The sequence below is a fragment of the Azovibrio sp. genome (assembly GCF_049658005.1).
Lineage (GTDB): Bacteria > Pseudomonadota > Gammaproteobacteria > Burkholderiales > Rhodocyclaceae > Azovibrio.
This window is the reverse complement of record NZ_JBASOH010000139.1, coordinates 21,661-34,823: the sequence shown is the minus strand read 5'-3', so window position 1 is coordinate 34,823 and position 13,163 is coordinate 21,661. Positions and strand designations below refer to the sequence as shown.

Below are 13,163 nucleotides of genomic sequence, written 5' to 3'. Positions count from 1 at the left end.
AGATCAATCAGGCGGCCACGGCCGCCGGGGCAGCCGCCATGGCCGCAGGCGGCGCAGGCTGGGCGGCCCGCTGCAGCGCGCGCAGAACCTCGTCACGAGGGCCGAACAGTCTCACTGCGCCCTCCTGCATCACCAGCATCAGGTCGGCAAACTGCAACACATTGGTACGGTGCGTCACCACAATCACCGTCACCCCCTTGGCCTTCAGTTCCTGCAAGGTCGCCGCCAGGGCCGCCTCGCCCTGCTCATCGAGGCTGGAATTGGGCTCATCGAGCACCACCAGTTTCGGCGTTCCATAAATCGCCCGGGCCAGACCCACCCGCTGGCGCTGCCCACCCGACAGGAAACACCCCTCATCCCCGATATTGGTGTCATAACCCTTGGGAAAACTCATGATCAATTCGTGCAGCCCCACCGAGCGCGCAGCGGCTTCCACCTGGGCAAGGTCCACCTCATTGAAGCGGGCGATATTCTCGGCCAGGGTCCCTTCGAACAACTCCACATCCTGGGGCAGATAACCCACATACGGGCCCAGCTCCGCCTTGTTCCAGGGAAAGATATCCACCCCATCGAGGCGCACCTTGCCGCTCAAGGCCGGCCACACTCCTACCAGGAGACGGCTCAAGGTCGATTTACCCGAAGCCGAAGGTCCCACCACCACCAGCAACTTGCCGGCCGGCACCGCAAAGCTCACGCCGCGCAGGATCGGCACCGACGAAGTACCCGGCGCGCCCGCGACCAGATTTTCCACCGTCAGATTGCCCTGCGGCGCCGGCAAGGGCATCCCCGGTTCACGCAAAGGCACTTCCGTCATCAGACGCACCAGACGGGCATAAGCCTCCCGCGCACCCACCACATTCTTCCAGCCGCCAATCACCTGCACGATGGGCGCCAATACCCGCCCGCCCAGGATCGAAGCCACCATCAGCAAGCCCGAACTGCCGGTAAACAAACCATCGATGATCAACCAGCAGCCCAGACCCAGCATCAGGGAAGACGTGCTCAACTGCACCAGCTTCGCCAGCGCTCCGAACCCCCCGGCCTTTTCCGATGCCTTCGCCTGGTGGATCAGCAACTGGTGCTGCAACTCCAGCCAGCGCTTGTGGATGCCGGACTGCATGCCCATGGCCTCGATCACCTGGGCATTGCGCAAACTGTTGCTGGCATAATTCTGAGCCTGCCCGGCAAAGCGGTTCGCCTCCTTCAGCGGCGCATGGGAACTGCGCTCCGTCATGAAAGCCACCCCCACCTGCAGCACCGCGCTGACCAGGGACATCACCCCGAGCCAGGGGTGGATGTAAAACACCACCACCACGAAAATCAGGGACATCGGGGCATCCATCATGCCCGTCATGGGCGGACTGGACAAAAAGTCGCGCAGGGTGCGCATATCCTGCAAAGGCTGTACGCCGACCCCGGGAATGCGGCGCAAATTCGCCTCGAACACGGTATTGAAGATCCGCTCCCCCACCTTGCGATCCACCGCCTCGGCGGCCCGCCGCAGCACCCCGGTCCGCGCCCACTCCAGCACCTCCATCACCACATAGGCCAGGAAAACCAGGGCGGTCAGCATGGCCAGTGTCATCTCGTTCCGGCTATTCACCACCCGGTCATACACCTCCAGCATGTACAAGGACGGCGCCAGCACCAGCAAGCTGATGCAAAAACTGAACAGCAAGGCCCGGCGCAGCAAAGGCCACTCTGCCATCACGGCCACATACAACGAGGAATGTTTCTGATCTGGTTTCATCACTCAAACTCCACAATGCCGGGCCTCAGCCCGGCAGCACTGCGCCGGCCGCCTCGGCCGCCAGACGCACCCCATCCTGCCCAGCCGCCTCATGCTGCGGCAACACCAGCACGAACTCCGGCAACTCCGCCACCGCCCCTCCCTGCTCCAGTTCGCTGTCCTGGCCCGCAAAGGCAAAGCGCAAGGAATACCCCTGGCGGTCACGCAGCAAAACGATCTCCCTGAGCCGCTCTTCCTGAAAGCGGCGCAAGGCCTCATCCGCAAGACCCAGCTGAAAATGAATACGCCCATCCAGGGTGTACATCGACAACAGCCCATTCTTGATACTCAAGGTATGGCGATCGAAGAACACCGGTGCATCCGGCAGAAAACGCAACAAGGGCAGAGGCTTGCCCTCCAGCGCCCGGTACACGGCGCGGGAAGCCCGGCACACCGAATAAATGGCATTGCACACCATCTGCGAACCCAGCTGCGGAAAACGCTCGCGCAAGCCCCGGTAGGTCATGTGATGCAGCCCCACCCGATTCCAGCACCGGGTCTGCACCACCACTGGCGCCAAGGCATTGCACACCTGCGCAAAAGCCTGCTGCAAAGCAGCCAGCTGATCCCGCTGCTCAGGCGTGGTGGTCAATGAAATATTGAGGATATTTTTCATATAGGAAGCGAGTATAACGACGTTTCCTATATGAATCCAGAAAAACGGAATTTCCTGCCAGCACGCCCCAGGTGTGGCCGTTGACTTGCCGCCGATACCTGCCGCCGATGCTTGCCGCCGATGCCTGCCGCCGTGGACAAGCGGGCGGCGCGCATCGCCCATATCCGGGCGGCCTTGCGCCATGTCCGCGCAGTTGCAAAGCCGTTGCCCCAGGCCAAGCGCTGGAAGGCGTCCGTGGACGATGGGGTGGCGAAAATCACCCGGCCGCCCCCGCCCTGGCTCCCCCCAGAGCCGCTCGCATTGACCAGGTAACGGGGCAGGTAACGGCCGGATTCAGGATTATTGCAGGCAGTGGTAACGGCAGGCGATGACCACCAAGGCCTGGTCGTCGACGCAGTAAACCAGCCGGTGGGTGGCGTCGATGCGGCGCGACCAGAAGCCCGAGAGGTTTTCCTTGAGGGGCTCGGGTTTGCCGATGCCCTCAAAAGGGTGACGCAGGCAGTCCTCGATCAGGGCGTTGATGCGCTTGAGGGTCTTCTTGTCCTGGCCCTGCCTGTATTCGTAATCGTCCCAAGCGGCCAGGGTCCAGGTCAGTTTCAGCCGTTTGTCTTCAATCGGCATCGACCAAGTCCCGCGGCTTCACCTGTCCCTGGCGGTACTGCTCGATGGAGCGGGTCAGGTGGGCGGCGTTCGCAGGGGACTTCAGTAGATGGACGGTCTCCATCAGGCCGTTGAAAGTGTCCAGCGACATCAGGACCGCATCGGGGGCATCCCGGCGTGCGATGACCGTGTAGTCGGCATCGTCGATGACCTGATCGATCACATTTTTGAGGCTGTTGCGTGCCTCGGAGAAATTCACTACGCGCATGACGATGGCCCCTTGAGAGTTGTGCTATTTCTTGAACAAGTCCAAGGCATTGCGTGCACGTTTGCAAGGCAGGTGTCCAGACCCTCGAACAACTCAAGACCCAGCGCAAGGCGCTGCAGGTCGCCCGCTTCATCCCATTTCCGGCAGTTGAGTTCAGGTAAATCTGCACGATGCTGGACTGGAAGCCCGTTTCAACGGATTTTCAGGCGTCACCCGATGGGGGCAGCCCCCTGAGTCAGGATAGTTGTCCTCTGAACCCGATTTAGAATCGGGGTAACTGGGCGCGGGGTGAGGAAGAGGGCGAAGTGAAAGACTCGAAGGAATTGAAGGCGAAGGTGGTGAGTCGGTTGATGTCGCCGGGACATGGCTCGATGAGCGAGCAGCGGCAGACCCGCCGTTTGGGCATGTGCGCCATTAGTCAGGCAAGGGCGATGTTCGCGTCCCGCCTTGACGGTGATATTGCAGAAAGGCCTGGCCCGCCAGATGTGCCGCTTCCCAAGGCAGGTCACTGCGCTGAATGCGCAGACGCGTCATGCAGAACATGTCGGCGGTGCGCAAGTCGCGATTGGCGGTAGCGCTCCCCGCCACATTCTGGATGGCGGCCAGAATGCGTTGTCGTTGCAAGGTGGCGTCGGATTCGACCTTTTCCAGAAGGACCTGGCCATTGCGGAATTGAAAGCGCACTTCGCACCCCGGCACCAAGCCAGCAAGCTCGCGGATGTTTTGGGGGATGGTGACCTGTCCTTTGTGACCTGTCCTTTACTTGTCAGTCGCATTGCTTGCTCCTTGCTTGATGGTAATGCTGGAACAGTAAGAACCATGCCGCGTCACCACCCGAACGGTGTGCCGCGCATTGCCTGCTGCCCATGTTGCCGGTTATAGGGTGCAAAAACTGGCCAAGCCACCAATCCATGGATTTGCCATGCGACTTTTGGAGCGAGGTTCTCGCCCACCGGGATTGTCAGGGTAACCGGCTTATGCTGCGCGGATAGGGGCCGCTGGCGCGGATGCTGTCGGGCAGTTGCCGGAGCGCCGTGTTGGCCGCGGTGCGGCTCGAATAGTCGCCATAGATGACGCCGAGCCGCTCGCGGCCCGGTGGGCCGGCGCGGTACACCCGCAGCGTGTCGGCGTCCATGCCTGCCGGAATGCGTTCCAGGAAGCCTTCCACGTCACCGCTGCTGCCCAGGTCGGTGACCAGCAGTTGCAGGGTGAAGTGGGTCGGGTCGGCCAGCGGAATCCACTCCTCGAAGGCGGCGAGCCGGGCGGCGGTTCGGGGCGGCAGGCCGGAGGATGGCGGGACGGGCTTGGCCGCGGCCGGTTCTTGGGGGGGAGCAGAGGTGAGGTGGGGCGCCGGACTGGCTGGCGGAGCGGGGGGCGGGGTCTGCTGCCCGGGCGATTTGCCGAAAGCCCACAGGGCGGCGAGTAGCCCTCCGGTCCCCAGCCCCAGCCCCAGCCCCAGGGGTTTGCGCCAGAATAGGGGTTTTGACAGGGGCTTTGACAGGGGCTGTTTTACACGCTGCGGCTGGATGGGTTGAAAGCGGGCGTCGGTAATGGCGGCCTGGGCCTGGGGCCGGTCCACCTGGTGCAGGTTCCGGGAGAAGGCTGCCAGCAGGGCCTTGTCGGCCAGAATGTTGATGCGCCGGGTAAGGCCCCCGGAGGCTTTGGCGATCAGGTGCGTGGCCGCCGGGGTGAAGGGGTTGGGGCCGCGGTAGCCGGCGGTACGCAGGCGAAACTCCAGATAGGCGGCCACATCTGCTCGCGGCAGGGGTTGCAGCTGGAAATGCTGGGTGATGCGCTCCCGCAGCTGGCGCAGGTCCTGCCGGGCCAGGCGGTCGTCCAGTTCCGGCTGGCCGAACAGGACGATCTGCAAGAGCTTGCTGTGCCGGGATTCCAGATTGGAAAGCAGCCGGACCTCTTCCAGGGATTCGGCCGGCATGGCGTGGGCTTCGTCGATCAGCAGCACCACACGCCGCCCGGCTCCATGGCGCTCCAGCAAGGCTTTTTGCAGGGCCCGGGTCATGCCGCGGGTGCCTTCCGGGGGCAGTTCGAGGCCCAGGTCATCGCCGATGGCGACGAGGATTTCGCGCCGGGAGAGGGAGGGGTTGGCCAGGTAAATGCTGTCTACCCGGTCGCCCAGGCGTTCCAGCAGCATCCGGCAGAGCATGGTCTTGCCGCTGCCCACTTCGCCGCTCACCTTGATGATGCCTTCCTCATCTCCCAGGGCGTGGAGCAGGGCGTCCAGAACCGGGCCCCGGTTCGCCCCGGCATAGAAGAAATCCGGATGGGGGGTGATGCGGAAGGGGGCTTCATCGAGGCCGAAGTGGTCCAGGTAAAGGCTCAAGCGCGGCTCCAGGCTTCGAGGTGGTTGGAGACGGCGCTGCGGCGCCGGACAGCACGGTTTATCGCCAGGAAGGGCGGCGGGCTGCGCCGGGTCTGGCGGTGCCGGCCCGATTGGGCGACGGGCTCCTTGCCCCTGCCGGATTCGCCGGCGATCAGGACAAGATAGGGGGCGCCGGCAAGGGCGCCGGCAAATGGCGGGATCTGCAGTTGCCGCGCATTCGAGGCCGGGCTCTCACCGGCCAGCGGGCGCCTCGGCTGGACCGGCGCGGCGGGAGGGTCGGCCCGGGTGAAGGTCAGGGTGAAGGCCGGGGTGAAGGCCGGGGTGAAGGCCGGGGATTGCGGAATGACCGGTTCATCGTGGACGATGAGCCGCAGCGGCTGGGGCAGCGGCTGGGGTAGCGGTTTGGGTGTCGGCATGGTCTGGCCAGGGTCTGCGGTTGTGCAATGGGCCGATTATAGCCACGCGGATTCCTCGGGGCATACGCCTTTCCGGAGGACTCTGCTAGAATCCGCCCTTCCGATACCCACTTGCCTGATCAGCCCCGCATGTCTGACGAAATTCTGGTCGATATCGACAACCTCCAGTTTGATTACGGTGGCAAGCCCGTGCTGCAGGGTGTCAACATGCGCATTCCCAAGGGCAAGGTGGTGGCCATCATGGGCGGCTCCGGTTGCGGCAAGACGACCTTGCTGCGCTGCATCGGCGGCCAGTTGCGTCCTTCGGCCGGCAAGATCGATGTCGATGGCCAGGTGATCAACGAGATGAGCCGGTCGCAGATTTTTGCCATGCGCCGGCGCATGGGCATGCTCTTTCAGTTTGGCGCCCTGTTTACCGATTTGTCCGTTTTCGAGAATGTGGCGTTTCCCTTGCGGGAACACACCCGCCTGCCCGAGGCAATGATCCGCGACCTGGTGTTGATGAAGCTTCAGGCTGTTGGCCTGCGCGGCGCCAAGGATCTGATGCCCAATTCCCTTTCCGGCGGCATGGCGCGGCGGGTGGCCCTGGCTCGGGCGATTGCCCTGGACCCTTCCCTGATCATGTATGACGAGCCCTTTACCGGCCTGGACCCCATTTCCCTGGGGGTGATCGGGCAGTTGATCCGGCGCCTCAATGATGCCCTGGGGGCCACTTCCATCATGGTCACCCACGACGTTCAGGAATCCCTGCTGATCGTGGATTACATCTACTTCATTTCAGGGGGGCAGGTCGTGGCCGAAGGCACGCCGGATGAGATCCGCCATTCCAGGGACCCTTTCGTGCATCAATTCGTCTATGCAGAAGCGGATGGCCCCGTCCCCTTCCATCTGAAAGCCCCCCCCATCCTGGATGACCTGCTGCAGGAGGTGGGGCGTGTTTAATCCTCTCGCCATCCTGCGCAGCCTGGGTTCCCTGGTGGTAAACAAGATCGCCCGGCTCGGGCATGCCAGCCGTTTTTCCTTGGCGGTGCTGCTCAATTCCGGCGCCATCTTGCGCCGCTATCCCCTCACCTTGAGGGAGATCTGGTTCAGTGGCGTGCTGTCCCTGATCATCATCCTGGTGTCCGGCCTGTTCGTCGGTTTGGTGCTGGGCCTGCAGGGTTACGAAATCCTGCAGCGTTACGGTTCGGCTGATGCCCTGGGCACCGTGGTGGCGCTTTCCTTGTTGCGGGAACTGGGTCCGGTGGTGGCGGGGCTGTTGTTTGCCTCCCGGGCCGGGTCGGCCATCACGGCTGAAATCGGCCTGATGAAGACCACCGAACAGTTGAAGGCGATGGACATGATGGCCGTGGACCCGGTCGCCCGGGTCGTGGTGCCGCGCTTCTGGGGCGGGGTGATTTCGATGCCCTTGCTGGCTGCCATGTTCTCCAGCATGGGGATTTTTGGGGGCTGGTTCATCGGCGTGGTGCTGATTGGCGTGGATGATGGCTCGTTCTGGGCGCAGATGCAGGATGCCGTGGATTTTCGCTATGACGTATGGAATGGCTTCGTCAAGAGCTTTGTCTTTGGTGTGGCGGTGGCGCTGATTGCCGTCTTTGAAGGCTATGATGCGGACCCGACGGCCGAGGGCGTATCCCGGGCCATCACCCGCACTGTGGTAACTTCCGCTCTGGCCATTCTGGCGCTGGATTTTGTGTTGACCTCTTTCATGTTCCGGGGAACCCCATGAACCGCACTACCCTCGACCTCTGGGTTGGTTTCTTTGTCGCGCTTGGCATGGCGGCGCTGTTGTTTCTGGCATTCAAGGTGGGCAGTTTTTCCGGCGCCCAGATCGAGCACACGTATCAACTGCAGGCCAAGTTTGATAACATCGGCGGCCTCAAGGTGAGAGGACCGGTGAAGAGTGCCGGAGTGGTGGTGGGTCGGGTGGCCGATATCCGTTTCGATCCGGAAACCTATGAGGCCGTGGTATTGCTGAATATTGATACCCGCTACACCTTTCCCAAGGACACCTTTGCCTCCATCTACACCTCGGGCCTGCTGGGCGACCAGTATGTGGGCCTCGAACCCGGCGGTGATGAACGGAAACTGGCGACCGGAGACACCATCTTCAAAACCCAGTCGGCTGTCGTCCTGGAGAAACTGGTGGGCCAGTTCCTCTTCAGCAAGGCAGCCGAGAGTCAGGATAAAAAATGAACAAGAATTCCCAGCTGGAATCCGTCGCTTGCGGATGGCGAGCCACTTTGGCCCTGATGGCGCTGGCCCTGCTTGCAGGTTGTGCCGGGACGGCCCGGGCGCCGAGCGACAAGGACCCTTTCGAGGGCTTCAACCGGGCCATGTTCTCGGTCCACGAGGGCATCGACAAGGTCGCCTTGAAACCCCTGGCCAAAGGCTATGACGCCGCCGTGCCCCTGCCCGCCAAGATGAGCATCCACAATCTGTACGAAAACATCTGGGATGTGAATCGCGGTGCCAATGCTTTGCTGCAAGGCAAGGCCGAAGAGGGACTGACCGGTTTCGGGCGTCTGCTGGTGAATTCCACCGTGGGTATTTTTGGTCTCTTCGATGTCGCCAGCGAGTTGGGCATGGGAGCCGGTGATGAAGACTTCGGTCAGACCTTCGGGGTTTGGGGCGTGCCGGATGGTCCCTATGTATTCCTGCCCTTGATCGGCCCCAACACCATGCGCGACCTGGCGGGCTGGGGAGTGGATCAGTATTCTTACCCGCTCTGGCGGCAGGTGGATGATGTCCCGCTGCGCAACAGCCTGAGTGTCCTGCGTGGCGTGGAGGTGCGGGCCAGCCTGTTGCCGACGGACAGGGTGGTGGACGAAGCCGCCCTGGATAAATACGCCTATATCCGCTCAGCCTATCTGCAGCACCGCAATTCCCAGGTGCACGACGGCAAGCCGCCGCGTCTGGATGACAACTAAAGACAACTAAAGACAACCAAAACAGGGCCCAGGATCAAGTCATGAAGCAACTCCTTTCTCTCGTTTTTGCAGTGCTCCTGAGTGCGGGAGCGGCCGCCCAGGAGATGGCGCCGGACGTCCTGGTCAAGAGCGTCACCGAAGATGTGCTGGCGGCGGTGCGCCAGGACAAGGATATCCAGAATGGCAACACCCAGAAGACCATTGATCTGGTAGAGACCAAGGTGCTGCCTTATTTCAATTTCAGGCGCATGACGTCGCTGGCCGTGGGGCGTGATTGGAACAAGGCCACGCCGCAGCAGAAGGATCTGCTCACCCGGCAGTTCCAGGAACTGCTGGTGCGCACCTATTCCAATGCCCTGTCGGCCTATCGTGATCAGGTCGTGCGTTACCGTCCGTTCAAGATGAATCCGGGCGACACCGATGTGCTGGTGCGCACTGAAGTGATTCAGCCTGGCGCCCGTCCCATCCAGCTGGATTACAGCCTGGAAAAGAGCGACAAGGGCTGGAGGGTGTATGACGTCGTGGTGTCGGGGGTCAGTCTGGTGACCAATTACCGGGAATCCTTTGCCCAGGAGATCCGTAATGGCGGCATCGACGGACTGATCCACTCTCTGGAAGCCAAGAACAAGTCGCTTGTTGCCGGCAAGGCAGCCTGATGTCGTGCCGTCTCACTTTATTGATCCGTCATGATTGAGCGCGAAGACCATCGTTTGCAGGTTCAGGTGCCCATGACCATGGATACCGCCAGTGCCCTGCTGGAAGCGGGCCTTCCTTTTTTTGCGCAGCCCTCGCCCTGGGTCGTGGATCTTTCCCGGGTTGAGCAGGCTGATTCTGCCGGGCTGGCCGTGCTGCTGGAATGGTTGCGTCGCAGCCGGGCAGCAGGGGGGAGCATGAGTTTACATGCCGTCCCCGCCGGATTGGCCGCCCTGGCCAGCCTGTACGACCTCGACGAAGTCTTTGCCCGGGCCTGAGCCCGGCGTTTGCGATGGAGCTTGCGGTTTCCTTTGCCGGCGTGGTCAAGTGTTTTGGCGCCTTCACCGCCCTGGACGGGGTCAGTCTGGATATTGCCGAAGGCGAGTTCTTCGGCCTGCTGGGCCCCAATGGCGCCGGCAAGACCACCCTCATTTCCTGTCTTGCCGGCCTGGCGCGGCCTGACCATGGCCGTATCACCGTGCTGGGGCGGGATGTGGTCCAGGATTACCTGGCAGCCCGGCGGCTGCTCGGGATTGTTCCCCAGGAACTGGTTTTTGATCCCTTCTTTACCGTGCGGGAAACCCTGCGCATCCAGTCGGCCTATTTCGGCCTGCGCCGCAACGACGCCTGGATCGACGAAATCCTGCACAACCTCGACCTCACCGACAAGGCCGGCACCAATATGCGCTACCTGTCCGGCGGCATGAAGCGCCGGGTGCTGGTGGCGCAGGCCCTGGTGCACCGGCCCCCGGTGATCGTGCTGGATGAACCCACCGCCGGTGTCGATGTGGAACTGCGCCAGGGGCTGTGGCGTTTCATTCGCCGCCTGAATCAGGACGGCCACACCATCATCCTCACCACCCATTACCTGGAAGAGGCGGAAGCTCTCTGCGGGCGCATTGCCCTGATGAAACAGGGCCGCATCCTGGCGCTGGACAGCACGGCCAACCTCCTTGCCCGTTTCACCGGCCATACCCTGGTGCTGCGGCTGGCCGAAGGGCAGGTCCTGCCGCAGGACCTGCTGCCCTTGAGCCGTGCCGCCCGGGAGGGCGAACTGCAACTGCATCTGGAGCAACTGCAGCAACTCGAAGGCATCCTGGCTGCCTTGCGGCTGGCCGGGGTCCAGATCGAGGACTTGCAACTCCAGTCTCCTGACCTGGAGGATGTCTTCATGAGCATCGTCGGGACTGGCAAGGAGGGCGGGTGATGTTTGAGTTGAACGGCTTTCGGGCCCTGCTCTACAAGGAATTGCTGCGCTTTTGGCGGGTGGCCTTTCAGACGGTGGCGGCCCCCGTGCTGACCGCCTTGTTGTATCTGCTCATCTTCAGCCATGTGCTGGAGGCGGACCGGCAAGTGCATGGCGTGCCCTATGCCGCCTTCCTGGTGCCGGGCCTGGTGATGATGTCGGTGCTGCAAAATGCCTTTGCCAATTCCTCGTCGAGCCTGATCCAGTCCAAAGTCACCGGCTCCATCGTATTCGTGCTCCTGCCTCCCATTTCCCACGGAGCCTTCTTCTGGGCCTTTGTCATGGCGGCCGCCATCCGTGGGCTGGTGGTGGGGCTGGGCGTCTGGCTGGTGACCTTGCCCTTTGTCTCCTCCGGGCTGGCGGCTCCCGGCTGGGTCCTGCTGTTTGCCCTGCTGGGCGGGGGAATCATGGGCAGCCTGGGAGTGATTGCCGGGATCTGGGCCGACAAGTTTGATCAACTGGCCGCTTTCCAGAACTTTCTGGTGATGCCCCTGACCATGCTATCCGGCGTCTTTTACTCGATTCACACCCTGCCCCGGTTCTGGCAGGTGGCCTCCCATTACAATCCCGTCTTTTACATGATTGACGGTTTTCGCTATGGCTTTTTCGGGGTCTCCGATGTGGATCCCGGGCAAAGCCTGATCGTCATCCTTGTCTGTTTCACCGGACTTGCCCTGCTGACCTTGTCGCTCCTAAAAAGGGGCTGGAAACTGCGCACTTGAACATCATGGATCCTGAACAAATCGCAACCCTCATCCGGCAGGGCCTGAACTGCACCCATCTGCAGGTCGCCGGCGATGGCCGGCACTTCGAGGCCGTGGTGGTCAGTGCGGAATTTTCCGGCAAGAGCCGCATCCTGCGCCATCAGCGCGTCAATCAGACCATCAAGCCCCAGCTCGATAGCGGCGAGCTGCACGCGCTGTCCCTGAAAACCTACACTCCGGAAGAATGGAGTGCCCGTGGATAAGCTTGCAATCCGGGGCGGCATCGCCCTTTTTGGCGAAGTCACCATTTCCGGGGCCAAGAATGCGGCCCTGCCGATTCTGTGTGCCGCCCTGCTCAGCGCCGAGCCTTTGAAGCTGCGCAATCTGCCCCATCTCAACGACATCTCCACCCTGCTGCGCCTGCTGGCCCAGATGGGCGTGGGCGTGACCCTGGACGGGGCCGATGGCCTGGTGCTGGATGGCGGTGATCTGAACAATCCCCTGGCACCTTATGATCTGGTGCGGACCATGCGCGCCTCGATCCTGGTACTGGGCCCCCTGCTGGCCCGCTGCGGCGAAGCCCGGGTTTCCCTGCCCGGCGGCTGCGCCATCGGTGCCCGCCCGGTGGATCAACACATCAAGGGGCTACAGGCCATGGGGGCCGAAATCAGCGTCGAGCAGGGCTACATCCACGCCACGGCGAGCCGCCTCAAGGGCGCCCGCATCTGCACCGACATGGTCACCGTGACCGGTACCGAAAACCTGATGATGGCGGCCTGTCTGGCCGAGGGTGAAACCATCATCGAAAACGCCGCCCGGGAACCGGAAGTGGTGGATCTGGCCAATTGCCTGATCAGCATGGGCGCCCGGATCTCCGGCGCCGGCACCGACATCATCCGCATCCAGGGGGTGGAACAGCTGCGGGGGGCCGAGCATTCGATCATGCCGGACCGGATCGAGACCGGCACCTATCTTTGCGCCGCCGCCGCCACCGGCGGCCAGGTCCGCCTGCTCAAAACCTCAGCCGCTTATCTGGATGCGGTGGTGGACAAACTCATGGATGCCGGCTGCGAAGTCGTCATGGAGCGTGATGCCATCGAGCTCAAGGCTCCGGCCCGGCTCAAGGCCGTCAGCCTGCGCACGGCTCCCTATCCCGCCTTCCCCACCGACATGCAGGCCCAGTTCATGGCCATCAACTGCGTCGCCGACGGGGTTGCCAGCATTCGTGAAACCATCTTCGAAAACCGCTTCATGCACGCCAGCGAACTGCAGCGCCTCGGAGCGGATATCCAGATCGAAGGCAGCAATGCCGTGGTGCGCGGCGTCGCCCGACTGCAGGGTGCGACCGTCATGGCCACCGACCTGCGCGCCTCCGCCTCTCTGGTGATCGCGGCGCTGGCCGCCCAGGGGGAAACCATCATCGACCGCATTTATCACCTGGATCGCGGCTACGAGCGAATCGAGGAAAAACTGGCCCGCCTGGGGGCTCAGGTGAGGCGCATCCACTGAGGCGTCGTGGTCTCCCGCTGGGGTCCCGCTTGGGCTCCGCTGTGGCTCCGC

General features: G+C 62.6%; 17 protein-coding genes. 10 read left to right on the top strand and 7 right to left on the bottom strand.

From position 1 onward, the window contains the following. Positions 1 to 7: 7 nt before the first annotated feature. The 7 genes from WBH99_RS14265 to WBH99_RS14235 form a co-directional block, all read right to left on the bottom strand. On the bottom strand, positions 8 to 1,750 hold the full coding sequence (locus WBH99_RS14265; RefSeq protein ID WP_424220762.1) for a type I secretion system permease/ATPase: 1,743 nt from the start codon (positions 1,748 to 1,750) through the stop codon (positions 8 to 10). Positions 1,751 to 1,775: 25 nt separating this feature from the next. After that, positions 1,776 to 2,567 (bottom strand): hypothetical protein, encoded by a 792-nt coding sequence (locus WBH99_RS14260; RefSeq protein ID WP_424220761.1) that lies wholly within the window; start codon positions 2,565 to 2,567, stop codon positions 1,776 to 1,778. 177 nt (positions 2,568 to 2,744) lie between these two features. Further along, positions 2,745 to 3,026, bottom strand: coding sequence for a Txe/YoeB family addiction module toxin (locus WBH99_RS14255; protein ID WP_424220760.1), 282 nt, complete (start codon positions 3,024 to 3,026; stop codon positions 2,745 to 2,747). Next, the gene (locus WBH99_RS14250) at positions 3,016 to 3,273 is read right to left on the bottom strand and encodes a type II toxin-antitoxin system Phd/YefM family antitoxin (RefSeq protein WP_424220759.1); all 258 of its coding nucleotides are present in this window, start codon (positions 3,271 to 3,273) and stop codon (positions 3,016 to 3,018) included. The genes WBH99_RS14255 and WBH99_RS14250 overlap by 11 nt, the downstream gene beginning before the upstream one ends. Positions 3,274 to 3,687: 414 nt before the next feature. Next, positions 3,688 to 3,957 carry a hypothetical protein gene (locus WBH99_RS14245; protein ID WP_424220758.1) on the bottom strand — a complete coding sequence of 90 codons (270 nt, stop codon included), beginning with the start codon at positions 3,955 to 3,957 and terminating at the stop codon, positions 3,688 to 3,690. Between the two features lie 277 nt (positions 3,958 to 4,234). Then, positions 4,235 to 5,614 (bottom strand): ExeA family protein, encoded by a 1,380-nt coding sequence (locus WBH99_RS14240; protein ID WP_424220757.1) that lies wholly within the window; start codon positions 5,612 to 5,614, stop codon positions 4,235 to 4,237. Beyond that, positions 5,611 to 6,030 (bottom strand): sigma 54-interacting transcriptional regulator, encoded by a 420-nt coding sequence (locus tag WBH99_RS14235; RefSeq protein WP_424220756.1) that lies wholly within the window; start codon positions 6,028 to 6,030, stop codon positions 5,611 to 5,613. Before WBH99_RS14235 ends, WBH99_RS14240 begins: the two co-directional genes overlap by 4 nt. Before the next feature lie 129 nt (positions 6,031 to 6,159). On the opposite strand from WBH99_RS14235, the gene WBH99_RS14230 reads away from it, so the two are divergent. The 10 genes from WBH99_RS14230 to murA are packed head-to-tail and all read left to right on the top strand — an operon-like array spanning position 6,160 to position 13,112. Continuing rightward, positions 6,160 to 6,972 carry an ABC transporter ATP-binding protein gene (locus WBH99_RS14230; protein WP_424220755.1) on the top strand — a complete coding sequence of 271 codons (813 nt, stop codon included), beginning with the start codon at positions 6,160 to 6,162 and terminating at the stop codon, positions 6,970 to 6,972. Next, positions 6,941 to 7,759 carry a lipid asymmetry maintenance ABC transporter permease subunit MlaE gene (gene mlaE, locus WBH99_RS14225; RefSeq protein ID WP_424220754.1) on the top strand — a complete coding sequence of 273 codons (819 nt, stop codon included), beginning with the start codon at positions 6,941 to 6,943 and terminating at the stop codon, positions 7,757 to 7,759. Before WBH99_RS14230 ends, mlaE begins: the two co-directional genes overlap by 32 nt. Next, the gene (gene mlaD, locus WBH99_RS14220) at positions 7,756 to 8,226 is read left to right on the top strand and encodes an outer membrane lipid asymmetry maintenance protein MlaD (protein WP_424220753.1); all 471 of its coding nucleotides are present in this window, start codon (positions 7,756 to 7,758) and stop codon (positions 8,224 to 8,226) included. Before mlaE ends, mlaD begins: the two co-directional genes overlap by 4 nt. Next, positions 8,223 to 8,960: an MlaA family lipoprotein gene (locus WBH99_RS14215; protein ID WP_424220752.1), complete on the top strand. Its 738-nt coding sequence runs from the start codon at positions 8,223 to 8,225 to the stop codon at positions 8,958 to 8,960. The genes mlaD and WBH99_RS14215 overlap by 4 nt, the downstream gene beginning before the upstream one ends. Positions 8,961 to 9,001: 41 nt before the next feature. After that, positions 9,002 to 9,616 carry an MlaC/ttg2D family ABC transporter substrate-binding protein gene (locus tag WBH99_RS14210; RefSeq protein WP_424220751.1) on the top strand — a complete coding sequence of 205 codons (615 nt, stop codon included), beginning with the start codon at positions 9,002 to 9,004 and terminating at the stop codon, positions 9,614 to 9,616. A 30-nt stretch (positions 9,617 to 9,646) separates the two neighbouring features. Next, positions 9,647 to 9,931, top strand: coding sequence for an STAS domain-containing protein (locus WBH99_RS14205; RefSeq protein ID WP_424220750.1), 285 nt, complete (start codon positions 9,647 to 9,649; stop codon positions 9,929 to 9,931). 14 nt (positions 9,932 to 9,945) lie between these two features. After that, entirely contained in the window at positions 9,946 to 10,860 is a 915-nt protein-coding gene (locus tag WBH99_RS14200; protein ID WP_424220749.1) for an ABC transporter ATP-binding protein, read from the top strand. Then, on the top strand, positions 10,860 to 11,621 hold the full coding sequence (locus WBH99_RS14195; RefSeq protein ID WP_424220748.1) for an ABC transporter permease: 762 nt from the start codon (positions 10,860 to 10,862) through the stop codon (positions 11,619 to 11,621). Before WBH99_RS14200 ends, WBH99_RS14195 begins: the two co-directional genes overlap by 1 nt. Positions 11,622 to 11,626: 5 nt before the next feature. Further along, positions 11,627 to 11,866, top strand: coding sequence for a BolA family protein (locus tag WBH99_RS14190; protein ID WP_424220747.1), 240 nt, complete (start codon positions 11,627 to 11,629; stop codon positions 11,864 to 11,866). Then, positions 11,859 to 13,112: a UDP-N-acetylglucosamine 1-carboxyvinyltransferase gene (gene murA, locus WBH99_RS14185; RefSeq protein ID WP_424220746.1), complete on the top strand. Its 1,254-nt coding sequence runs from the start codon at positions 11,859 to 11,861 to the stop codon at positions 13,110 to 13,112. Before WBH99_RS14190 ends, murA begins: the two co-directional genes overlap by 8 nt. Positions 13,113 to 13,163 lie beyond the last annotated feature (51 nt).